This window comes from Nonomuraea cavernae (genome assembly GCF_040655715.1).
GTDB lineage: Bacteria > Actinomycetota > Actinomycetes > Streptosporangiales > Streptosporangiaceae > Nonomuraea > Nonomuraea cavernae_A.
Genome location: NZ_JBFAKL010000037.1, coordinates 56,077 through 77,515, shown reverse-complemented (window position 1 = coordinate 77,515; position 21,439 = coordinate 56,077). Strand labels below are relative to the sequence as shown.

General features: G+C 68.6%; 29 protein-coding genes. 21 read left to right on the top strand and 8 right to left on the bottom strand.

What is annotated here, in order from left to right:
- The first annotated feature begins 184 nt into the window (after positions 1-184).
- Positions 185-1,036: a DUF72 domain-containing protein gene (locus AB0I38_RS36580; protein WP_358492611.1), complete on the top strand. Its 852-nt coding sequence runs from the start codon at positions 185-187 to the stop codon at positions 1,034-1,036.
- A gap of 151 nt (positions 1,037-1,187) precedes the next feature.
- Positions 1,188-2,117 (top strand): TolB family protein, encoded by a 930-nt coding sequence (locus AB0I38_RS36575; protein ID WP_358492608.1) that lies wholly within the window; start codon positions 1,188-1,190, stop codon positions 2,115-2,117.
- A gap of 11 nt (positions 2,118-2,128) precedes the next feature.
- Here the strand turns inward: AB0I38_RS36575 and AB0I38_RS36570 are convergent, their stop codons facing one another.
- Positions 2,129-2,275, bottom strand: coding sequence for a hypothetical protein (locus AB0I38_RS36570; RefSeq protein WP_358492604.1), 147 nt, complete (start codon positions 2,273-2,275; stop codon positions 2,129-2,131).
- A 143-nt stretch (positions 2,276-2,418) separates the two neighbouring features.
- On the opposite strand from AB0I38_RS36570, the gene AB0I38_RS36565 reads away from it, so the two are divergent.
- On the top strand, positions 2,419-4,206 hold the full coding sequence (locus AB0I38_RS36565) for a flavin-containing monooxygenase (protein WP_358492601.1): 1,788 nt from the start codon (positions 2,419-2,421) through the stop codon (positions 4,204-4,206).
- Between the two features lie 122 nt (positions 4,207-4,328).
- Here the strand turns inward: AB0I38_RS36565 and AB0I38_RS36560 are convergent, their stop codons facing one another.
- Positions 4,329-4,868, bottom strand: coding sequence for a GNAT family N-acetyltransferase (locus AB0I38_RS36560; RefSeq protein WP_358492596.1), 540 nt, complete (start codon positions 4,866-4,868; stop codon positions 4,329-4,331).
- A complete protein-coding gene (locus AB0I38_RS36555; RefSeq protein WP_358492590.1) occupies positions 4,865-5,221 on the bottom strand; it encodes a YciI family protein in 357 nt (118 codons plus the stop codon). The genes AB0I38_RS36560 and AB0I38_RS36555 overlap by 4 nt, the downstream gene beginning before the upstream one ends.
- A 106-nt stretch (positions 5,222-5,327) precedes the next feature.
- Here AB0I38_RS36555 and AB0I38_RS36550 point away from each other — a divergent pair, with 106 nt between their 5' ends.
- From AB0I38_RS36550 to AB0I38_RS36540, 3 genes are all read left to right on the top strand, one after another.
- Positions 5,328-5,636, top strand: a complete 309-nt coding sequence (locus AB0I38_RS36550; protein WP_358492585.1) for a hypothetical protein — start codon at positions 5,328-5,330, stop codon at positions 5,634-5,636.
- Positions 5,636-6,742, top strand: coding sequence for an NlpC/P60 family protein (locus AB0I38_RS36545; RefSeq protein ID WP_358492582.1), 1,107 nt, complete (start codon positions 5,636-5,638; stop codon positions 6,740-6,742). Before AB0I38_RS36550 ends, AB0I38_RS36545 begins: the two co-directional genes overlap by 1 nt.
- Before the next feature lie 319 nt (positions 6,743-7,061).
- Positions 7,062-8,105: a cellulose binding domain-containing protein gene (locus tag AB0I38_RS36540; protein ID WP_358492578.1), complete on the top strand. Its 1,044-nt coding sequence runs from the start codon at positions 7,062-7,064 to the stop codon at positions 8,103-8,105.
- Between the two features lie 5 nt (positions 8,106-8,110).
- Here the strand turns inward: AB0I38_RS36540 and AB0I38_RS36535 are convergent, their stop codons facing one another.
- On the bottom strand, positions 8,111-8,572 hold the full coding sequence (locus tag AB0I38_RS36535) for a hypothetical protein (RefSeq protein WP_358492574.1): 462 nt from the start codon (positions 8,570-8,572) through the stop codon (positions 8,111-8,113).
- 327 nt (positions 8,573-8,899) lie between these two features.
- On the opposite strand from AB0I38_RS36535, the gene AB0I38_RS36530 reads away from it, so the two are divergent.
- Genes AB0I38_RS36530 through AB0I38_RS36490 form a run of 9 tightly spaced genes read left to right on the top strand, consistent with a single transcriptional unit; the run spans position 8,900 to position 13,841 of the window.
- Positions 8,900-10,177, top strand: coding sequence for an SRPBCC family protein (locus tag AB0I38_RS36530; protein WP_358492571.1), 1,278 nt, complete (start codon positions 8,900-8,902; stop codon positions 10,175-10,177).
- Positions 10,178-10,232: 55 nt separating this feature from the next.
- Positions 10,233-10,643 (top strand): gas vesicle protein GvpJ, encoded by a 411-nt coding sequence (gvpJ, locus tag AB0I38_RS36525; RefSeq protein ID WP_358492619.1) that lies wholly within the window; start codon positions 10,233-10,235, stop codon positions 10,641-10,643.
- A gap of 13 nt (positions 10,644-10,656) precedes the next feature.
- Positions 10,657-11,448, top strand: coding sequence for a GvpL/GvpF family gas vesicle protein (locus AB0I38_RS36520; RefSeq protein ID WP_358492566.1), 792 nt, complete (start codon positions 10,657-10,659; stop codon positions 11,446-11,448).
- Between the two features lie 29 nt (positions 11,449-11,477).
- On the top strand, positions 11,478-11,702 hold the full coding sequence (locus AB0I38_RS36515; RefSeq protein WP_358492563.1) for a gas vesicle protein GvpG: 225 nt from the start codon (positions 11,478-11,480) through the stop codon (positions 11,700-11,702).
- Positions 11,703-11,745: 43 nt separating this feature from the next.
- Positions 11,746-12,123: a gas vesicle protein gene (locus AB0I38_RS36510; RefSeq protein ID WP_358492558.1), complete on the top strand. Its 378-nt coding sequence runs from the start codon at positions 11,746-11,748 to the stop codon at positions 12,121-12,123.
- Positions 12,120-12,521 carry a gas vesicle protein gene (locus AB0I38_RS36505; protein WP_436838815.1) on the top strand — a complete coding sequence of 134 codons (402 nt, stop codon included), beginning with the start codon at positions 12,120-12,122 and terminating at the stop codon, positions 12,519-12,521. The genes AB0I38_RS36510 and AB0I38_RS36505 overlap by 4 nt, the downstream gene beginning before the upstream one ends.
- Positions 12,511-13,296: a GvpL/GvpF family gas vesicle protein gene (locus AB0I38_RS36500; RefSeq protein WP_358492555.1), complete on the top strand. Its 786-nt coding sequence runs from the start codon at positions 12,511-12,513 to the stop codon at positions 13,294-13,296. The genes AB0I38_RS36505 and AB0I38_RS36500 overlap by 11 nt, the downstream gene beginning before the upstream one ends.
- Positions 13,283-13,525, top strand: coding sequence for a gas vesicle protein (locus tag AB0I38_RS36495; protein ID WP_358492550.1), 243 nt, complete (start codon positions 13,283-13,285; stop codon positions 13,523-13,525). Before AB0I38_RS36500 ends, AB0I38_RS36495 begins: the two co-directional genes overlap by 14 nt.
- Positions 13,506-13,841, top strand: a complete 336-nt coding sequence (locus tag AB0I38_RS36490) for a gas vesicle protein K (RefSeq protein ID WP_358492545.1) — start codon at positions 13,506-13,508, stop codon at positions 13,839-13,841. Before AB0I38_RS36495 ends, AB0I38_RS36490 begins: the two co-directional genes overlap by 20 nt.
- Here AB0I38_RS36490 and AB0I38_RS36485 read toward each other — a convergent pair.
- Positions 13,820-14,410, bottom strand: coding sequence for a dihydrofolate reductase family protein (locus AB0I38_RS36485; protein WP_358492541.1), 591 nt, complete (start codon positions 14,408-14,410; stop codon positions 13,820-13,822). The genes AB0I38_RS36490 and AB0I38_RS36485 overlap by 22 nt on opposite strands.
- 104 nt (positions 14,411-14,514) lie before the next feature.
- Here AB0I38_RS36485 and AB0I38_RS36480 point away from each other — a divergent pair, with 104 nt between their 5' ends.
- Entirely contained in the window at positions 14,515-15,339 is an 825-nt protein-coding gene (locus AB0I38_RS36480) for an MBL fold metallo-hydrolase (RefSeq protein ID WP_358492538.1), read from the top strand.
- Positions 15,340-15,434: 95 nt separating this feature from the next.
- Here the strand turns inward: AB0I38_RS36480 and AB0I38_RS36475 are convergent, their stop codons facing one another.
- Entirely contained in the window at positions 15,435-15,872 is a 438-nt protein-coding gene (locus AB0I38_RS36475; RefSeq protein WP_358492533.1) for a hypothetical protein, read from the bottom strand.
- A 222-nt stretch (positions 15,873-16,094) separates the two neighbouring features.
- Here AB0I38_RS36475 and AB0I38_RS36470 point away from each other — a divergent pair, with 222 nt between their 5' ends.
- Positions 16,095-16,631, top strand: coding sequence for a peptidylprolyl isomerase (locus AB0I38_RS36470; RefSeq protein ID WP_358492529.1), 537 nt, complete (start codon positions 16,095-16,097; stop codon positions 16,629-16,631).
- 76 nt (positions 16,632-16,707) lie between these two features.
- Positions 16,708-17,589 carry a rhomboid family intramembrane serine protease gene (locus AB0I38_RS36465; RefSeq protein ID WP_358492524.1) on the top strand — a complete coding sequence of 294 codons (882 nt, stop codon included), beginning with the start codon at positions 16,708-16,710 and terminating at the stop codon, positions 17,587-17,589.
- 33 nt (positions 17,590-17,622) lie between these two features.
- On the opposite strand, the gene AB0I38_RS36460 is transcribed toward AB0I38_RS36465, so the two are convergent.
- The gene (locus AB0I38_RS36460) at positions 17,623-17,868 is read right to left on the bottom strand and encodes a cell division protein CrgA (RefSeq protein WP_358492520.1); all 246 of its coding nucleotides are present in this window, start codon (positions 17,866-17,868) and stop codon (positions 17,623-17,625) included.
- A gap of 144 nt (positions 17,869-18,012) precedes the next feature.
- Between AB0I38_RS36460 and AB0I38_RS36455 the strand changes: the two genes are divergently transcribed.
- From AB0I38_RS36455 to AB0I38_RS36445, 3 genes are read left to right on the top strand one after another with little or no spacing between them, the layout of a single operon-like run.
- Positions 18,013-18,633: a class E sortase gene (locus tag AB0I38_RS36455; protein WP_358492516.1), complete on the top strand. Its 621-nt coding sequence runs from the start codon at positions 18,013-18,015 to the stop codon at positions 18,631-18,633.
- A gap of 1 nt (position 18,634) precedes the next feature.
- Positions 18,635-18,793 (top strand): hypothetical protein, encoded by a 159-nt coding sequence (locus tag AB0I38_RS36450; protein WP_358492512.1) that lies wholly within the window; start codon positions 18,635-18,637, stop codon positions 18,791-18,793.
- Entirely contained in the window at positions 18,790-19,362 is a 573-nt protein-coding gene (locus tag AB0I38_RS36445; RefSeq protein ID WP_358492509.1) for an anthranilate synthase component II, read from the top strand. The genes AB0I38_RS36450 and AB0I38_RS36445 overlap by 4 nt, the downstream gene beginning before the upstream one ends.
- Before the next feature lie 216 nt (positions 19,363-19,578).
- Here the strand turns inward: AB0I38_RS36445 and pknB are convergent, their stop codons facing one another.
- Positions 19,579-21,420, bottom strand: coding sequence for a Stk1 family PASTA domain-containing Ser/Thr kinase (gene pknB, locus AB0I38_RS36440; RefSeq protein ID WP_358492505.1), 1,842 nt, complete (start codon positions 21,418-21,420; stop codon positions 19,579-19,581).
- Between the last annotated feature and the right edge of the window lie 19 nt (positions 21,421-21,439).

Sequence of the window (21,439 nt, the reverse complement as noted above, 5' to 3'; positions counted from 1 at the left end):
AGATCGTAGGTGAGGCACAAGGTCACTCGCAGACCATCGCCGATACACCCACAGTCACGCTGGCGAACGACTTAAAGATCTACCGATGTAGTACCGGGACCGGCTCGGTCACGCGGGTCTCTCCCACCCCTGACCCGGATTCGAGATCGAACCTGTCGGACGAACCTTGGGTAGCGTCAGGGGCATGCGGCTTCATGTGGGATGCGCGATGTGGGCGCACGCGTCGTGGCAGGGGCGCTTCCTGCCTCATCCGCTGCCTCCCGGCGAACGCCTGCGGGCCTATGCGAGCTGGTGCAACGCGGTGGAGGGCAACACGACGTTCTACGCGACACCGGCGAAGAGCACGGTGGAGTCATGGGCCCGGCAGTGCTCGCCCGACTTCCGGTTCGTCGTCAAGCTGCCCAAACCGATCACGCACGAGCGCCGTCTCGTCGGCGTGGACGAGGAGCTCCGGTCGTTCCTGGACACGATGGAGCCGCTCGGCCCGCGTGTCCACAGCCTGTGGATCCAGCTGCCCGGATCGTTCGGGCCGAACGACCTCGGCGCCCTCGCGGCCTTCCTGCACCGGCTTCCCCGCTCGCACAGATACGCGGTCGAAGTCCGCCACCGCGCCTTCTTCGAGGACGAGCGTGCCGAACGACTGCTCGAAGGGGTGCTCGCCCGGGCCGAGGCCGAGTGGGTCCCATTCGACACCACCGCGTTCTTCCAGAGCCCTCCGACCAGCGACGCCGAACGGGACGCGTGGGCGAAGAAGCCCCGTGTGCCGCGCCGGTCGTCTGCTCTGACGGACCGTCCGATCGTTCGCTATCTCGGCAGGGACGCCACGGAGCGCACGGTCGAGGGCTGGCAGCCGTGGATCGGGACGGTCGTCGAATGGCTGCGCGAAGGCCGCTCGCCGACCGTGTTCATCCACACTCCTGACAACGCCGACGCGCTGACGCTCGCCCGCCGTTTCCACGACGACGTGCGGAGCCGGCTGCCCGAGCTGGAGCCGCTGCCCGAGCCGATGCCGGCCGAGCCGCTGTCCCTCTTCTGACCGCGCGCCCCGCCTTACACCCGCTCCTCTGACAGGGGCGGGTTCGTGCTGCGAACCGAGGCGTCCCTTCGCGCGTCGAACACCCCGGATACTCACCTCAAAGACTCACCTCAAAGAGTCACTCCGAAGACTTTCGTGTTGGGAGAAATTCGTGATGCACAAGACCCTGGCCGGAGTGACGCTCGGTGCCACCGTCCTGCTGGCCGCCGCCCCCGCCGCAGCGGCCGTCCCCGCCGCGCGGGCCGCGACTGACCGTGACACGGTGGCAGCGCGGACGATCTCCGGCGCCGCCGTGTACGCCGGCTACCAGCGTGGTTACACGGTCTCCAGGAGCCGGCCCGGTGCCGGACTGAGCGCGCTGGCCAAGCCGGGCGACAGCCCGCAGTTCGCGGCCTCGCCCGACGGCCGCAAGGTCGCCTGGATCACGGCCGGCGGGCTGCTGCGGGTGCGCGAGGGCGCCAAGGTCACCACCGCGGCCAGGGGGCTGCAAGGTGGCACGCCCTGCCTGTCTCCCGTCTGGTCGCCCGACTCGCGGCGGGTCGCGTACGTGCACGTGGGCCGCAACCCGGCGGGGTGGGTGAGCGTGGTCAACGCCGATGGCACGGGCGAGCGCATGCTCGGCAGCACCCGCGGCGTGTGTCATCTGGCCTGGTCGCCCGACGGGCGCTACCTGGCGGGCTACGCCGGCACCACCGCGGGCGTCTACCGGCTGGACGTGAAGACCGGGAAGGCGGCCAAGGTCAAGGGTGTCGCCCTGGCCAACCACGTGCAGAGCCTGTCACCGGGCGGCAGGTACGTGGTCGTACGGACGCTGCGGGCCAATGACGACGCCGGCGACGGGTCGTGGCCGCAGTGGTTCACGCCGACGCTGGTCGACACGGTCAGCGGGCGCAAGGTGCCGATCGGCGTGAAGGGGCGGCAGATCGGGGCGTTCCACCTGGCCGACGGACGGCTGGTGGTCAGAGTGGCCGGAAGCGGCGGCAACACCCTGGTGGTGCTGGACGAGCGGGGCCGCGTGGTGCAGCGCCTGTCCGAGCCGGTCGCGGCCAGGAACCAGGCGCTGCTACAGGTGATCCGCTGACGTTCGGCGGATCAGTGGTGTGAGCGGAATCGGCCGAGGAACCGCTTGGCCTTCTGCTGGTTCTGCGGGTCGTTGGCCATCCGTTTGGCCTTCTCGACTGCCTCCTTGCCTTGAGGGCTGCCTAGGTAAGCGCGTACTCGATCGATGATTGTCGCCATACGTGTCCCCCTACCCAGGTCGGCAGGTCGAAAGCAACGGGTGGCCTCTTGCCGGACATTATTCCCGAATGACATTCTGGAATTGCTGTGCAGCGGACGCCGCCCGGCATCCGGCAATCGTGGACACGACCTCCGGAGCACGCATGCCCGTCATCGACAAAGACGCCCTCCGCCGGAAATACCTTGAGGAACGCGACAAGCGTCTCCGTCCCGACGGCAACGACCAGTACCTCCAGATCACCGGCCGGCTCGCGCACTACCTGGACGACCCGTACACCCCGAGGATCGAGCGCGAGCCCAAGACCGACCACGTGACGTTCGCCTTCATCGGGGGCGGCTTCGCCGGCCTGGTCACCGGCGCGCGACTCCGGGAGGCGGGCATCGACGACGTACGCCTCATCGAGAAGGGCGGCGACTTCGGCGGCACCTGGTACTGGAACCGCTACCCGGGCGCGCAGTGCGACACGGCGTCGTTCGTGTACATGCCGCTGCTCGAAGAGACCGGCCACATGCCGACCGAGAAGTACGCGCACGCGCCCGAGATCCTCGAACACTGCCGGCGCATCGGCAAGCACTTCGGCCTGTACGACAACGCGCTGTTTCACACCGAGGTCCAGGACCTCGAATGGGACGGGAGCCGATCCCGCTGGATCATCCGCACGAACCGGGGCGACGAGTTCACCGCCCGATTCGTCGCCATGGGCACCGGGCCGCTGCACGTGCCGAAGCTGCCGGGAATCCCGGGTATCGAGTCGTTCAGAGGACACTCGTTCCACACGAGCCGATGGGACTACGACTACACGGGCGGCGACCCGTCCGGGGCCCCGATGGACCGGCTGGCCGAGCGGCGGGTGGCCGTCATCGGGACGGGCGCGACCGCCGTACAGTGCGTGCCGCACCTGGCGCCGGCCTGCGCGGAGCTGTACGTCTTCCAACGCACGCCCTCCTCGGTGGACGTACGTGACAACCGGCCGACCGATCCCGAGTGGTTCGCCGAGATGGCGACGCCGGGCTGGCAGCAGCGCTGGCTGGAGAACTTCACCGCCAACCAGGCGGGCGGCCTGCCCGAGGACGACCTGGTGATGGACGGCTGGACCGACATCGCCCGCCGAGTCCGCTCCAGGATCATGGCGCTCGCGCCCGAGGACCGGAGCGTGGTCAGGATGCTGGAGGCGTTCGAGGACTACGACTTCGAGAAGATGGAGGAGATCCGGGCCCGCGTCGACTCCATCGTCGAGGATCCGGAGACCGCCCACCGGCTGAAAGCCTGGTATCGCCAGCTGTGCAAGCGGCCCTGCTTCCACGACGAGTACCTCCAGGCCTTCAACGTCCCCGGCACCCACCTGGTCGACACCGACGGCAAAGGCGTGGAGCGGATCACCGAGACCGGGGTGGTCGTCGCCGGCAGGGAGTACGAGGTCGACTGCGTCATCTACGCCTCCGGCTTCGAAGTCGGCACCGAGCACACGCGGCGGGCCGGCTTCGATCTGACCGGCCGCGGCGGCGTCAGGCTCTCCGAGCACTGGGCCGAGGGCATGCGCACGTTGCACGGCATCCACGTACACGGTTTCCCGAACGCCTTCCTGGTGCAGCCGACGCAGGGCGCCAATCTCATCTCCAACATCCCGCACAACCTCACGGAGGCGGGCCGGACGATCGCGGTGCTGGTCAGGCACGCGCTCGACCACGGGTTCGACGAGATCGAGGTGTCGGAGGAGGCCGAGAACGCCTGGGTCGAGCTGCTGCTGTCGGGAGCCGGGATGCTGCTGGGATCGCCGGACTGCACACCGGGCTACTACAACAACGAGGGCCGTGACCCAGGGTCGCGAGGGCGGCTGATGGTCGGCTACCCGCACGGTGCGATGGCGTACTTCAGCTACCTCGACGGATGGCGCGCGTCCGGCGTGTTCGAGGGTCTGGAGTTCCGCTGACAGCACCGGCCGGGGACGGCCGCCACGGCGCGGAGGCGCCTGACCGCGCCGACCGGGGCCGGCGCGGAACCCGAGGCGCGTGACCGCGCCGACCGGGGGTGGCGCGGCACCCGGGGCGCTGATCAGTGGCTCGGCCGGTCCACCCGGTAGAGGAAGTGAACGGGATCGTCGATCGGGTTGTCGGGTTCCAGGTCGCCCACCGCGATGCGGCGCAGCCCGGCCTTCTCCAGCGCCCGCCAGGACGCGCGGTTGGCGGCCGACACGGGCACCAGCACGCAGGTGGCCTCCGGAAGCTCGGCCCAGGTGCGCTCGACGATCGAGCGGATCATGGCCGTGCCGAGGCCACGGCCGACCTGGTGGGGGTCGCCGATCAGGTAGTCGATGGTCACCGCGCCCTCGGGCACGTCGACGATGGGCGCGAGCTCGGCCAGGTAGCCGGGATAGTCGGCCAGACGCGAGCGCTGGACCAGGCCGAGCGGCCGGCCGTCGAGCAGGGCGAGCAGGTCCTCGGACGGTTCCTCGCCCCTGGCCACGGGGCCGAAGTCGCGCTCCACGGCCTCCATCGAGGTCTCGTGGTTCCACCAGCGGGCCACGTGCGGCTGTCGCAGCCATTCGCGCAGCATGGGGAAGTCCCGCTCGTCCAGCCGCCGCCAGGTGATCACCCGGTCTCTTCTCCCTGGAAGGGGCGCACCTCGATCGGCAGGTGTGCCACCGCGCGGGCCATCTTGCGCCCCCATTCGAGCGCGGCGTCCAGGTCGGGGACCCTGATGACGGTGAATCCGCCGATGTGCTCCTTGCCCTCGGTGTAGGGGCCGTCGGTCATGAGCACCTCGCCCTCGCGCAGCCGGAGTACGGTGGCCGAGCTGGGGGAGTGCAGCCCGCCGGAGAAGACCCACACACCGGCGGCCCGCATCTCCTCGCCCACGGCGTCGAGCTCCCGCATGATCGGCTCCAGGACCTCGGCCGGCGGAGGGTCTCCATCGGGCTGGTACACGCTGAGCAGGTACTGCTTCAAACCGAATCCTCCTTGGCGATCAATCGGTGCGCCCCCTTCCCTCTTGATCACGACCTGCTACCTTAAATGGGGCGATTGTTGTCTATGTGGCATAGGTGGGGCTCTGGTGGCAGGCTTCGAGGTCTATTTTGATGCCCTGAGCGATTGTGCGGACAGGGCCCTGCACATCTCCAAACAGTTCAAGGGCATGGCGGACGAGAGCCCTCCGGCGGTCAGCGCCAAGTGTTTCGGGGATCTCAGCGGCAAGTCGGACAAACTGGGCGATGCTGTCAAAAAGCTGGAAGAAATGCTTGATACCGAGACCCGGCATGCCGAGCAGAACCTCCTCAAGGTCGAGGGTGCTCTGCACACGGTGATCAATAACATCAAGAGGTCTGACAACCCGGACAACCCGAACAACCAGGTGAAGAACTAATGGGCCTCTGGGACACTCAACTCGCGGCCCTCAAGCGCATCCTCGATGAGGTGACCAGCGACCAGGGTGAGATCGCGAAAATCTCACAGCGCTGGCGGGCGATGGCGACCGCGGTGACCACGGACACCGGCGCTCTCAACACTGCGGTCCGTACGGTGGACGATGCCTGGAAGGGCGGCGCGGCCGATAATTTCGTCACCTATATGGCGAAATATCCCAAATCCGGGAGCCAGTTGAACGAGGCGCTGACCAGCAGCGCCACCAAGATCGACGAAGCGAGCACCGCGCTGAGGACAGCCCAAAGCGACGTCCAGAAGATCTACACCGAGACGACCACCTGGCTGGCCAAGCAAAGCCCCAAGACTGACGGTGCGATCACATCTATCACCAATCAGGTGAACGCAGCCGTGAAGCGGGCCGATGAGCCGAGGCAACGGGCGATCGACGCCATCGACGCGGCCATCAAAGAGATCAACAGCCATGTCGACGACAAGTTCTTCACCACCATCCTGGCCCCAGGAGACCAGGACTTCTATCCCAAGAACAACCCCAAACTGCACTGGCTCGTCGATCCGCAGTTCAAGCAGAGCGACCCCACCCAACCAGGCGGGCCGAAGGGCAACGAGTCGCCGAACGGCAGTGGCGGTGGCGGTGGCAACGAATCCGGGGCCCCTCCGAACATCCCGCCGGCGGAGTCCCAGGTGCCTCCGGACGCGAAGGACCTCACCGAGAACCCCGGTGCCCAGAAGATCCTCGACTACGCGTTCGACCAGCTCGGCGACCCTTACGTGTGGGGCGCGGAGGGCCCGGACAGCTTCGACTGCTCCGGCCTGACGCAGAAGGCGTACGAAGCGGCCGGGATCGAGATCCCCCGGGTGGCCAACGACCAGTGGGGGGCCGGACCACGCATCCCTGACGGCAACGTTCAGGCCGGAGACCTCATCTTCTTCGACAATGACGGGAACGGCACCGCCGACCATGTCGGCATCGTGGTCGATCCGGAGAAGAAGACGATGGTTCACGCCCCCAACTCGACGACCGTGGTCCAGATCGCGGACTACGGCGGCAGAACCGCACTCGGCTTCACCAGGCCGGGCAACAGCTGACACCCGCACGTCCCTGATCCGAGCGACCCGCCCGTCTCCGCGGCCGGCCGCCGTCTTCCGCCTGCCGTGGCGCGGGACGCGTTGTGAGAGGTGTTCGTGATCACCGGCGGACTCGGCGTTCTGGGCCTGCTGATCCTGATCGGGTGGATGTCGCGCAAGGCCGGGGAAAGACCCGGACAGTGCCGGCTGAGCCCCTGGTTCTGAAAGTTACACGCAGACTCCGGTGCTCGCGCAGGTCGCGAGGCCGTCGTCCGGCGGCAGCCTTTCCGGCGCGGATGACCGCTCTTACGATCTGCGCAGGCGACGACGGGAGCGGAGAATGCGACGGACGGGTGCCCTGCTGGCGGCGATCGTGGCGCTGGTCGGAACGGTGGTGTTCCTGATCGTCACACCGGCCGGAGCCGCCACCGCCAGGATCATGCCACTGGGCGACTCGATCACCGGCTCACCGGGCTGCTGGCGGGCCCTGCTGTGGAGCAGGCTGCAGAGCTCCGGCCACACCGACGTCGACTTCGTCGGCACCCTGCCGCCGCAGGGCTGCTCCATCCCGTACGACGGCGACAACGAGGGCCACGGCGGCGCGCTGGCGACCAATGTGGCGAACCAGAACCAACTGCCCGCCTGGCTGGCCGCGAGCCGGCCCGACATCGTGCTGATGCACTTCGGCACCAACGACGTGTGGAACAACATCGCCCCCGCGACGATCCTGAGCGCGTACACCACGCTGGTGAGCCAGATGCGGGCGGCCAACCCGGCGATGAAGATCCTGGTCGCGAAGATCATCCCGCTGAACCCGCCCACCTGCCCCGACTGCGGCCGGCGCGCGGTGAACCTCAACGACGCCATCCCGGCCTGGGCCGCGGCCACCACGACCCAGCAGTCACCGATCGTCGTCGTCGACCAGTGGACCGGGTTCAACACCGGCACGGACACCTACGACGGTGTGCATCCGAACGCCGCCGGCGACCAGAAGATCTCCGACAGGTGGTTCCCGGCCCTGTCGAGCCTCCTGCCCACCTCCACACCCACACCAACGCCGACACCGACGGTCTCCCCAGGAGGCGGCTGCGCGGCGACGTTCAAGAACGTCGGACAGTGGACGGGCGGCTTCCAGGGCGAGGTCACCGTCACGAACACCGGCAGCGCCGCGACGAGCGCCTGGACCGTGCGCTGGACCTTCGCCAACGGCCAGCAGATCAGCCAGCTCTGGAACGGCGCCCTCACCGCCACCGGCGCCGCCGTGACGGTGCGGAACGTGAGCTGGAACGGCACCCTCGCACCGGGCGCCGCCACCACATTCGGCTTCCTGGCCTCCTGGAACGGCGCCAACCCCGCGCCCGCCCCGACCTGCTCGCCGGCCTAGGGCGTTCAGAGGAACCGGGCGAGCCGGAATCTGCGCACGGTAAGGGGAACGGTGCACCGGCTGATCACCCGGATCTTCCGGAGGCGGGTCTTCTGGTTGATGGTGACCTTCACGCACTTCAACCGGACGTCGTGATGGCCGAGGAGCGTGTAGTAGGAGATGATGACCGCGCGCCGGCCCAGACCCCGGTCGGAGATCCCCAACCCCACCTCCCGGTAGAGCCGCCGCGACCCCTTGAGGGCGAACGCGGTGGAGCCGATGATCGCGTGGTTGGCCGTCGTGGGGCAGTGCACGAAGATCCGGACGACGTCGTTCTGGCGTGGCAGGTCGGGCAGGACTCGCAGGGACGTGATCTTCTTCCAGCCCTTCGGGGGCGAATCGTCGGAGGTCGCCGGCACCGCGTGCGCCTCGGCCGCCGGACTCATGGCGAGAGCGGTGACCAGGGCCATTCCCATGAGGACACGCATCTCTTCCTCCTGCCGGACGGACGCCCAGGCGTGGGCGGTGTGCTCGCGCGGAGCAGCGGAAAACGCCGGTGACGTATGGCGGCCTGGACGAGGACACCCGTTCTGAACAGGCCGTTCGTCTCATTATGTCGATCAGGTGGCGATGGCGGCTGCGCCACGCCGAGGCGCTCTGAGGGCGCAAATCGCTGGTTTCTCTCGTGTCAATTCTGTCCTACTTTTCACCGATATTTGATTCTTTGTCGTGATTCGAGGGCAGGCCCGGAAGAAGTTGGCGCAGCGGTGAGCACGGTTGTCCGAACAGGTCGGTCGGTCGAGGAGGTGAGGCAGATGGCGGACGGAACAGCGGGAGCCGGTCGGCTCAAGGACGCGGCGGGGCGGACAGGACAGGAAGTGGCGGGGAAGGCCGCCGAGACGGCCAAGGGAGCCGCAGGGGCGGTCCAGGACCTCGGCCAGGGGCTTGCCGGCTTGCCGACGGACCGGCTCAAGCAGGAGGTCCGGAACCTGCTGCGGGCGGCGGGCGAGCGGATGCTCAACTCCGCCGGGGACCGGATCGCGGGTCTCACCGGCCGGTTGACCGACTATGCCGAGAGCGGTGGCAAGGGGCTGCTCGGCGCGGTGGCCGATTCGGTGGGCGGCGGAGTGGCGGGCGAAGCCCTGAAGGGCGGACTCACGGGCGGGCTCGCGGGCGGGCTCAAGGGCGCGCTGAAGGGGCTGTTCAGTAAGGGCGGCAAGGGCGGCAAAGGTGAGAAAGGCGGCTTCGAGAAGGTCACCAACATCGTGGAGACGATCGACGTCGGTGCCCCCCGCCGCCTCGTCTACAACCAGTGGACCATGTTCCAGGACTTCCCGAGCTTCATGAAAAAGGTGGAGAACGTCAGTCAGGACTCCGACGAGGAGCTCACCTGGAAGGCGCAGGTCTTCTGGTCGCACCGGAACTGGAAGGCGCACATCGTCGAACAGCTCCCCGACCAGCGCATCATCTGGCGGTCCGAAGGGGCCAAGGGGTACGTCGACGGGGCGGTGACGTTCCACGAGGTCACCCCTGATCTCACCAGGATCCTGCTGGTGCTGGAGTACCACCCGCAGGGCCTGTTCGAGAAGACCGGAAACCTGTGGCGGGCGCAGGGGCGGCGGGCCCGCCTCGAACTCAAGCACTTCAGGCGGCACGTGATGTCGCACCTCCTCTTGCACCCGGAACAGGTGGGCGAGGGCTGGCGCGGGGAGATCCGCGACGGCGAGGTCGTCAAGGACCACGAGACCGCCCTGCGGGAGGAGCAGGAGGCCGAGGAAGCCGCTTCGGAGGGCGGTGGCGAGAAGGCCGCTGAGGAGCACGAGGAAGCAGAACCGGAACAGGCGGAGCCGGAAGAGGCGGAGCCGGACGAGGAAGAAGCCGAGGAGAAAGAGCCCGAAGAGGAAGAAGGCGAGGAGGAAGAAGGCGAGGAGGAGAGGGCCAAGAACACAGGGGCCAAGAAAGAGGACTCCCAGGAAGAGGAGCCCCAGGAAGAGAAGCCCAAGCGGAGGTCCGCGAGCGCGCGCCGCTCCGAGAGGGGAAGCACCCGCCAGCGGGAACGCCCGGTCCGGCGGCGCAACCCCCGCACCGAGTAGGACCCGGCCCCGGAGGAAGAGCCGGGCGATCGATCACCAGGGATACGACATGACCATGCAACCCGCGAATCGCGGAACGACGGCCGGCGGTGGCTCCGCGACGGGCCTGGCGGACGTCATCGACACCATTCTCGACAAGGGCCTGGTCATCGACGCCTTCGTCCGCGTCTCGCTGGTCGGCATCGAGGTGCTGACGATCGACGCGCGGATCGTCGTCGCCAGCGTCGACACCTACCTGCGCTTCGCGGAGGCGGTCAACCGGCTGGACCTTTCGGAGACGGGCGAGAAGGGGCTGCCGGAGCTCGTCAAGGACGTCAAGCAGGTCCGAGCCGTGGACCAGGGCAAGGAGAAGACGGTGCAGGGGACGTTGGAGGCGGCCGGCGAGAGGCTGGAGGGCCTCGGGGCGGATTCCTCCACCGAGCGTGAAGACAAGCCGCGCCGTGCGCACCGGCGAAGGGAGGAGTGAGGTGTCTCGACGCATGCGGTCCACCGAAGCCCAGGAGGCCGATGCCGACGCCGGCGGCAACGGCGTCGGATCCTACGTGTACGGGATCGTGCCCGGCGATGTGGAGGTGACCCCCGGCACCGAGGGAGTGGGAGACCCGCCCGGACAGGTCGAGCTGCTGACCTACGGCGAGATCGGCGCCCTGGTGAGCGACGTGCCGGTGGACCGCCCGCTGGGCAGGCCGAAGGATCTCCAGAGGCACGCGGAGCTGCTGGACGACACCGCCGCCGAGGTGCCCGTGCTGCCGCTGCGGTTCGGCGCGGTGCTCACCGGCCCCGAGGCGGTGGTCGAGGAACTGCTGACCCCCTACCACGACGAGTTCCGCGACGCTCTGGAGGAGCTGGAGGGACGGGCGCAGTACGTGATCAAGGCCAGGTACGTCGAGCGGGCGATCCTGCTGGAGGTGCTCGACGAGAACAAGGAGGCGGCCCGGCTCAGGAAGGAGATCCACGGCCGTCCGGAGGAGGTGACCCGGAACGCCCGGATGCGGCTCGGGGAGATCATCGAACAGACGATCGCGGCCAAGCGCGAGCTGGACACCGACACTCTGCTCGACGAGATCGAGAACCTGAGTGAGGCGGTGGTCATCCGCGAACCCACGCATGAGCGCGACGCCGCGCACGTCTCCGTGCTCATGGAGAGCGACCGCCAGGCCGAGCTCGAACAGGTCCTGGACGAGCTGCGCGACGAATGGGCGGGACGTGTCGAGCTCCGCCTGCTCGGCCCGCTGGCCCCGTACGACTTCGTGGGGACCACGGCGGAGTGAAGGGTGACGGGCGGGAGGAGTGAGATCTGATGGGATTGGGGACGCTGCTCTTTGGCTGGCCGCTCGCGCCGGTCTACGGAGTCATCAAGCTGGGCGAACTCCTGCGTGACCAGGTCGAACGCGAGCTCCACGACCCGGCGGTGGTTCGGCGCCGCCTGGAGGAGGTGGAGGAGGCCAGGGCCGCCGGCCGGATCTCCGAGGAGGAGGAGAGCCAGGCGGTGGACGAGATTCTGCGGAGGATGCTCGGTCAGTGAGGCGCCAAGCGGTGCCGCGCTCGGGGGAAGCGGGGGTGATTTCGTGCCCGTCAGGCATGGAACCAAGCACGAGGACCACGTCGAGGAAGACGACGTTGAGGAAGACGACGTTGAGGAAGAGGACGTTGAGGAGTCGCGAAGGTCGTCGCGGGAGCTGTCGGCCGCCGACGCCGGCGCGGTCGGGTTGCGGCAGGTCAGCGAGCTGACCGGCAAGGACGCCGAGGGAGTCACCCGGGTCGAGCCGACCGACGACGGTTGGCTGGTCGGCGTGGAGATCGTCGAAGACCGCCGGATCCCGTCATCCGGCGACACCCTCGCCCTGTACGAGGCCGACTTCGACATGGAGGGCTACCTGCTGTCCTACCGCCGGGTGCGCCGCTACAAGCGGGGCAGCGGCGACGTCGGCGAGGGTGCCCAGTGAGCGCGCCGGCGAGGTCGAGCCCCTACCTGCGTCAGTCCTCTATCCCGGGCACTCCCGGCGGGCGCGAGTCGGCCAACCTCGGAGACATCCTGGAACGCGTGCTCGACCGGGGCGTGGTGATCGCGGGCGACATCCGGGTCAACCTGCTCGACATCGAGCTGCTGACGATCAAGCTGCGCCTGCTGATCGCCTCGGTCGATACGGCCCGCGAGATGGGCATCGACTGGTGGGAGCACGATCCGTGGCTCACCGGTGGTCACCGCGAGCTGGCCGACGAGAACCGCAGGTTGCGCCGGCGGCTCACGGCGCTGGAGGAGACGCTGGCCCTGCGCGGTGGGGAGGGCCGGAGCGGACGCATCCGCGAGCGTTCGCCGGAGGCGGCCGAGCATGCCGAGTGACGAGGGCGTCTACCTCTACGCGGTCACGCGCGCCGAAGACCAGGCCTGCCCGGAGGGCCTGACCGGCGTGTCCGGCCTGCCCGTGCGGTCGCTCGCGCACCGGGGTCTCGCCGCTCTCTACAGCCTGGTCCCGCTGGCCGAGTTCGGCGAGGAGCGGCTGCGGCGCTCGATGGAGGACCTGTCCTGGCTGGAGGCGACCGCGCGCGGCCACCACCAGGTCGTGGAGGCGCTCGCGCGCATGCTCCCCACGGCCCCGGTCCGGCTCGTGACGGTCTACCACGGCGAAGACCAGCTTCGTCGTCTCCTCGACGAGCGGCGTGACGACTTCGTCGCGGTGCTCTCCCATGTCGCGGGCCGGTCCGAGTGGGCGGTCAAGGCGTACGCCGAGCCGTACGAGAGCGCGCCGGGTGAGGAGAGCGGTCCGGAGGACGACCGGCCGGGGCTCGCCTACCTGAAACGCCGCCGGGCGGGCCTGCGCGGCCGGGAGGCGGTGTGGCGCCGGGCGGCCGCGCGGGCCGAGTTCGTGCACGAGGCCCTGATGTCCGTCGCCGTGGAGGGCCGGCTCCATCGTGCCCAGGATCCCCAGCTCTCCGGCAGGGAGGAGCTGATGGTGCTCAACGGCGCCTACCTCGTGGACGAGGATCGCGCCGACGAGTTCTCCCGCGTCCTCGGCGGTCTCGACGGCGACGGGGTCACCGTGGAGCTGGTCGGTCCCTGGGCGCCCTACTCGTTCACGGCACTGGAGGGTGAGGCGGCGCGCGGTGCCGCTCCCTGAGCCGCGCGGCGAGCGGCTCGCCGCTCAGGGCAGCCTGCCGGTCGAACGGGTGGCGCTCGTCGACCTGCTGGACCGCATGCTGGCGTGCGGGGTGGTCGTGACGGGCGATGTCGTCCTGTCCATTTCCGGCATCGACCTCGTACGGATCTCGCTGCGCGCGCTGCTCGTGTCCGTACGGGAGGCCGACGCGATCGACGGAGGGATGCGCCATGACGGCGTCGAGGAGTGACCCGCGTGGTGCGAACCCGGGTGAGTGGCGGCTGGAGACCGACGCCGACTCCGTGCAGCGCGATCTCAGCCGCCTCGTGCTCACCCTCGTCGAGCTCGTTCGCCAGTTGGTGGAGCGCCAGTGCGTGCGCCGGATGGATCAGGGCGATCTGAACCCCGAGCAGTTGGAAGCTGTCGGCTTGACCCTGATGCGGCTGGAGGAGGCCATGACGGAGTTGTGCGAGCGGTTCGAGCTGTCGCCGTCGGATCTCAACCTCGACCTCGGACCGCTCGGCACCCTCCTACCGGCCGCCGATCAGCCGCCGGCCGCCTGGTAGGTCGCGATCAGCACGCCGGTGGTCGTGGGCTTGCAGTCGACCAGCTCGAACGCGGCCGGAGCCAGGCCGGAGTCGAACAACCGGTGCCCCGAGCCGAGCACCAGCGGGTGGATCAGCAGCACGTACCGGTCGATCAGGTCGTGCCGCATCAACGACCGGATCAGCTCACCGCTGCCCAGGATGACGAGGTCGTCGCCCGGTTCCTCCTTGAGCCGGGCCACGGCCTCCTCCGCGTCGCCCTTGAGCAGCGTGGAGTTGACCCACGGCAGCGGCTCGCTCAGCGTCCGCGACGCCACGTACTTGCGCATCCGGTTGAGCACCGCGGTGAAGGGGTTGGGCTCGGGCTGGTGGGGCCACACGGAGGCGAAGTCCTCGTACGTCCGCCGCCCGAACAGCAGGGCGCCCGATCGGGACATGCCCTCGCCCGCGGCCTGCCCCATGACCGGATCGTTGTACCGCTGAGCCCAGCCGCCGTGCTCGAACCCGCCACGCCGGTCCTCGTCGGGCCGTCCCGGCGCCTGCATGACGCCGTCCAGGGTCACGCTGTTGAACACGGTGATCTCGCGCATGATGCGGGTCCTTCTCTCTCAGGGACGCCCTCCGAGGGCGCTCACCCTCTGTACGAACGGACCACGCCCCGATCGACACCGATTCGTTCAGGTTCGATCAACGAATGAGTAAGGTTCGTGCCATGAACGAGCAGTGGCAGGAGGTCGGTGACCGGGTCTACGTCCGCCGGCACGAGTCGTTCGACCTGAATGTGGGCCTGGTCGTGGGCGACGGGCACTGCCTGGTGGTCGACACCCGCATGTCCCATCGCGAGGCCGCCGACCTGATCGAGGCCATCAGGCGGATCACGAGCAGCCCCTGGACGGTCGTCAACACCCATTCCCACTTCGACCACTTCTTCGGCAACGCGCTGTTCCGCCCCGCCGAGATCTGGGGCCACGTCAGGTGCGTCGAGGAGATCGAGCTGTACGGCGAGCGGCAGCGGGCCGACGTGGCCGGCTTCCTGCCGGCGGACCGGCGTGAGGAGGTGGAGGAGGTCGAGATCGTGCCACCCGACCACACCTTCGCCACCGGGGCCACGCTCGACATCGGTGGCCGGGTCGTCCAGCTGCGCCATTTCGGGCTCGGCCACAGCAGCAACGACGTCGTCACGCACGTGCCCGACGCCGGCGTGGTGTTCGCCGGTGACCTGGTCGAGGAGGGGGCGCCGCCGGCGTTCGGCGACTCCTACCCGCTCGACTGGCCCGGCACGACCGCCGCGATGCTGGCCGAGCTGCCCGACCGGGTGATCGTGCCCGGCCACGGCGCGGTGGTCGGCAGGGCGTTCGTGGAGAGCCAGCACGCAGACCTCGTGGCGGCGGCCGAGCTGGCCAGGCGCGCCCACGTGGAGGGCCTGCGCGACCTGATCGGCCGCTTCCCCTACCCCGAGGACATCACCCGCAAGCTCATCGAGCGCGCCTTCCTCCAGCTCGACGCCCTGCCCGCCTGAGCCGAGCGCTCGTCCCCTTCCCTCGACAGGCGTGTCTCTCCTCGCGGACGCGAAAGTGCGCCCCCGCGACGCGGAGGCGCACTTTCACTCGCGGATCAAGGCATCTTGCGGGATGCCTCTTCCGCCTTGTCGGACACCTTGGAGGTGGCCTGCTCCGCAGAGTCGGCGGTTCGGTCCGCCTTCTCACTGACCCAGCGCGAAGCGTCCGAGGCGGAGTCCTTCATGTGCTCCGTCCACTGCTGGGCATTGCGACGGTAGAACATGTAACCCATCGCACCCAGTGCCACCCCGGTCATCAGGACCATGACCGGCCAGCGCCGCGACTTCGCGGAGTTGGGGTCGATCTTGTGCGCTGCCGTGGTCAGCAGGGAGCTGACCTTGGGAGCGAACTGGTCCTCTACCCGGTGTGCGGCGTCTTCGAGCCTGGGTGCGGCCCAGTAGCGGGCTTCCTCGATGCGCTGGGCGGTGGCCATCTTGGCCTGGTCCGCCATAGGCGCCATGCGTTGGCCGGTTTGCACGGCCTGGGCCTTCATTCGGCCTACCCACGTGGCGGGAACCTCTATGACCACGTGGCGTTTTCTCAGTGTCAGGGACACAACAACCTCCCCTGTCGGTGGGGCCCCGCAGCCTGACCTGCCCTGTGCGAGGCGGCTCAATCATGGACGACCGTGGGAGGATGACTCACGAGGCCATCCGGTCATAGTCATCAAAACACCACAAAACCATCTCTGTGCATAGAGGGGGGCAGCTGTCTCATGGCTGAGAAGCTGATCGCAAACCTGCAGACAAATCGTGGCAACATCAAGGTGGAGCTCTTTCCTAACCAGGCTCCCAAGACAGTGAAAAACTTCGTCGAGCTGGCCGAGGGCAGCCGTGAGTGGACCCACCCGGGCACCAATGAGAAGAGCTCCGATCGCTACTACGACGGCACGATCTTCCATCGGGTGATCTCCGGGTTCATGATCCAGGGCGGTGACCCGCTCGGTCAGGGCATCGGCGGCCCCGGATACGAGTTCGACGACGAGATCCATCCCGATCTCTACTTCAACCGGCCCTACCTGCTGGCCATGGCCAACGCGGGCATCCGCTTCGGCAAGGGCACCAACGGGTCACAGTTCTTCGTCACGGTCGTGCCGACGCCGCATCTCAACGGCAAGCACACCATCTTCGGCGAGGTCATCGAGGGCCAGGACGTCGTTGACGCCATTGCCAAGACCCGCACCGGCCGCAATGACCGGCCGCTCGAGGACGTCGTGATCGAGTCGGTCACCATCGACCGCGTCCAAGGCTGAGGGGATCGGACTGGGCGGCCGGGCAGGGGGATTCGCCGCACACGCGGCACCCTCCGGCAGGCCATAGGCTGCGGTCATGACCAGCCAGCCGCCCAGTCCCCCTCCTCACCAAGAGCCCGCAGAGGCGGTGCCGACGTGTTACCGGCATCCCGACAGGGAGACCTGGGTCCGCTGCCAGCGTTGCGAGCGGCCCATCTGCCCCGACTGCATGCGTGACGCCGCCGTCGGCTTCCAGTGCCCCGAGTGCGTGGCCGAGGGCAACAAGGGCATCCGGCAGGCGAAGACCGCCTTCGGCGGCGCGGTCGTCCGCACCCCCTACGCGACCTGGACCATCCTGGCCCTCAACGTGCTGGTCTTCGGCGCGTCGCTGCTGCTCGGCAATTCGGTCAACATGGGGCTCGGCATGTGGCCCAACGGCGTCGCCCACCTTGACCAGTATCACCGGCTGCTGACGGCGTCCGTGGTGCACGCCAGCTTGATCCACCTGTTGTTCAACTGCTGGGCGATCTACGTCATCGGCCCCTACCTGGAGCGGGCCTTCGGGCACGGCAGGTTCGTGGCCCTCTACCTGCTGAGCGCGCTGGGCGGCTCGGTGCTCAACCTGTGGCTCGACCCGGTCAACACCCTGACCGTGGGAGCTTCGGGCGCGGTCTTCGGCCTGTTCGGGGCGGTCTTCGTGGTGGGTCGCCGGCTCAACCTCGACGTGCGCGGCATCGCCGTGGTCATCGTGCTCAACCTGGTGATCACGTTCGTGCTGCCGGCGTTCTCGGGGCTGCGCATCAGCTGGACAGGCCACGTCGGCGGACTGATCGTGGGCACCCTGCTGGCCGCCGCGCTGGTCTACGCCCCCAAGACCAACAGGGCCCTCTGGCAGGCGCTGACGATCGTGGGAGCGGTGGCCGTGCTCGGCGTGCTCGTGCTGGTCCGGACGGCGTCCATCGTGGCAAGCGCCGGCTGACATCCCCAGCCTGTGGAAAAACTGTGGAAAGAACTAACGCCAGCGGGTGGAAAGCACCACTCCGAAAATGATGAAAACAAACCCGATCAGCAGGTTCCACTGCTGGAGGTCACCGAGGAAGGGGGCGTTGGGCGCCACATACCAGGTGGCGATCCACAGGACGCCGATGATCCATGCCGCGACCATCGTGGGAGCCAGCCAGCGCGGGCTGACCTTGACCTGCTGTGACTTCTGCGGCGGGGTGTAGACCGCCTTCTTGCGAGCCTTGGACTTGGGCACTGGTAACTCCTGCTGAGGGCCTGGGCTTCCGGATCGTCCACAGGCTCTTCGGTAAGCGTAGTCGTAGCGGGGCCCAGGATAGTCGCCACGCGCATGACATGGCGATCCCGGGTCGATGGATCGACCGCGCATACGCTTGATCGAATGAGGGCCATGCTGCGGGCCGTGGGGGAGTCGAGCATCACCGCGGGCCTGATAATCCTGCTGTTCTGCGCCTATCTGCTCTGGGGAACCGGCGCCTACACCGAGGACCAGCAGCTGCTGCTGCAGCGCCAGCTGACCGAGGAACGCCCAGCTGGGACGCCGCTCCTGGGGAAGATCCAGCTCGGCAAAGCCGTGGCCATGCTGCGCATCCCGCGCCTCGGCCGCGACTACCGCTACGCCGTCATCGAGGGCGTGAGCACCGAGGATCTGAAGAAGGGGCCGGGCCACTATCCCGGCAGCGCCCAACCCGGACAGATCGGAAATTTCGTCATATCGGGTCACCGCACCACGTACGCCGCGCCCTTCAAGCGGATCGGCGAGCTGAGACCCGGCGACAAGATCATCGCTGACGCCCACGACGCGCGCTACACCTACCGGGTGACCAGGCAGGAGATCGTGCAACCCGACGCGGTCGAGGTCATCGCGCCGGTCCCCGGCAAACCCGGCGCGCGCCCGTCCCGCGCCGTCATCACGCTGACCACCTGCCATCCCGAATACTCCGCAGCCCAGCGGCTCATCGTCCACGGGGTGCTCAAGCGGCTCGAACTCAGGAAGGACTGACATGTACGGCTGGCTCTGGCGCAGGCTGCCGGGCAACACGCGTGTCAAACCGCTGGTGGCCACCGTGCTGGTCGCCCTCGTGGTGGCCGTACTCTGGTTCGCGGTGTTCCCGCTGCTGGAGCCCGCCGTGACACTCGACGAGGTGACCCTATTCGGATGACCGGAGTGCTGGTCGTGGACAACCACGACAGTTTCGTCCACACCATCGTGCAGTATCTGCGCGAGCTGGGCGCCACATGTGACGTGCGCTCACGCGACGACGTACGGGTCGGCGACGCCGACGGCTTCGACGGCGTCCTCATCAGCCCCGGTCCCGGCACCCCGGAGGCGGCGGGCGTCAGCGTCCCCCTGGTGCGCCACGCGGCCCGCCAGGGGCTGCCCCTGCTCGGCGTCTGCCTGGGGCACCAGGCCATCGCCGTCGCCTACGGAGCCGCCGTCTCGCGCGCCCCCGAGCTCGTCCACGGCCGCACCAGCGCCGTGTCCCATGACGGCCGGGGGGTGTTCGCCACGCTGCCCTCCCCGGTGCGCATGACCCGCTACCACTCGCTCGCCGTACGCCCCGGCACCGTCCCCGCCGAGCTCGACGTGACCGCCCGCACCGCCGACGGCGTGATCATGGGCCTGCGTCACCGTGAGGCGCCCGTCGAGGGCATCCAGTTCCACCCCGAGTCCGTGCTGTCGGAGCACGGCCACCGGCTCCTCGCCAACTGGCTGCGCGCGATCGTGTAACACCCCGCTCCCACCGGACGACTCACCAACGAACGTCCCCGCCGTTGCCCCCGAGCGGCGGGGGCGTTTTCGCTGTCCGAGACTCAGGGGACGTTCTGCCGCCCCGAGACTTGGGAAAACGGCGAGGCCGCCCTCCCGAACGGGAAGGCGGCCCCCTCAACTGGCCTGGCTCAACCGGCCTGGCTCAACCGGTCTGTCTCGGCCGGCCTGGGCTCGTCAGCCGCTGAAGTCGTCGCCGATCGGGTCGTCCTCGATCGGCGGATCCTCCTGGGTGGGCTCGTCGGTCGGGACAGACGGCTCGGGGTCGGCCGTCGGTTGCTCCGTGGGCGTGGTGTCGGGACCCGTGGAGACGACGATCGTGATGGCCGTGCCGGGGTTGAGCTTGGCGCCCTCCTGGGGGTTCTGCTGGATGACCGTGCCCTCGGGCTGGTCGCTGGCCTGCGTCACCACCCTGACCTTGAAGCCGGCACCCTTGAGCACCTTGCTCGCGTCCTGCTCGGTCAGCCCGATCACGCTCGGGACGGCCGTCATCTCCTTGGGCACGAACAGGGTGACGGTGCCACCCTTCTCGATCTGCTCGCCGACCTTGGGATCGGTCTCGATGACCTTGCCCTGCGGCTTGCTGGAGACCTTGGTCTTGACCGTGGAGCTCAGCCCCAGCTCCTCGAGGATCTGGTTGGCGTCCTCGGTCGTCGCCCCGATCAGCCCGTCGGGGACCTTGACCTGCTCGGGCCCCTTGGACACGAACAGCTTGACCGTCGACTCCTTGGGCACCTCGGTGCCACCGTCCGGATCTGTCTTGATCACGGTGCCCTTGTCGTCCTCGGAGCTGAACTCCTGGACCACCTCGAATTTCAGCCCGAGCGCCGTCAGCTGTGACTGCGCGGATTTCTGGGTCTGCGTCGTCAGCGTCGGAACGGTGACCGTCTGGGCGGCCGGAGGCTCGTTGGAGCTGAGGAACGCGTAGCCGATGCCGATGAACGCGCCGATCACCAGCAGCGGAACGATGATCCACGCCGCGGTCTTGAGCGCCCTGTTGTCGCCGCCGTTGCCGGCCCGGCGCCGGCCGCCGCGGCCGCCCCCTTCGCCGTCGGAGTATTCGTAGGGCGGGACCCCGCCGCGCTGCGTGGCCGGGTCGGCCGCCGACTGGGTCGCGGTCATCATGCGCGTGCCCTGACCGTAGTTGCCGGTCATCGCCATCGTCTGGGCGTCGACCGGCATGCCGGACATGGCCCGCTGGATGTCGGCCCGCATCTCGCCGGCGCTCTGGTAGCGGTGAGCCGGGTCCTTGGCCATCGCCTTGAGCACGATCGCGTCGGCCCAGGCGGGGATCTCGCGGTCGATCTGCGACGGCGGGATCGGCTCCTCGCGCACGTGCTGGTAGGCGATCGCGACGGGTGAGTCACCGGTGAACGGCGGCTGGCCGGTCAGCAGCTCGTACAGCACGCAGCCGGTCGAGTAGACGTCGCTGCGGGCGTCGACCCGCTCCCCGCGCGCCTGCTCGGGCGAGAGGTACTGGGCGGTCCCTATCACCTGCGCGGTCTGCGTCATCGTCGCGGCCGAGTCGGCCATCGCGCGGGCGATGCCGAAGTCCATCACCTTGACGTCGCCGGCGCGGGTGATCATCACGTTGGCCGGCTTGATGTCGCGGTGCACGATGCCGCCGCGGTGGCTGTAGTCGAGTGCGCGCAGGATGCCGTCGACCAGCTCGACCGCGCGCTCCGGCAGCAACCGGCGGTCCGCGCGCAGCAGGTCGCGCAGCGTCCGGCCGTCGACGTACTCCATCACGATGTAGGGCACGGGGGCGCCCTCGGAGACGTCCTCGCCCGTGTCGTAGACCGCGACCACGGCCGGATGGTTCAGCGACGCGGCGGACTGCGCCTCACGGCGGAAACGAGCCTGGAACGTGTGGTCGCGCGCGAGGTCGGAGCGGAGGGTCTTGATCGCGACTATGCGGTCCAGCCGGATGTCTCGGGCGCGATACACCTCGGCCATGCCGCCACGCCCGACGACACCGTCGAGCTCGTAGCGACCACCGAGTAGCCGAGGCTGAGTCATTTCCTGCACTGTCCCTTAC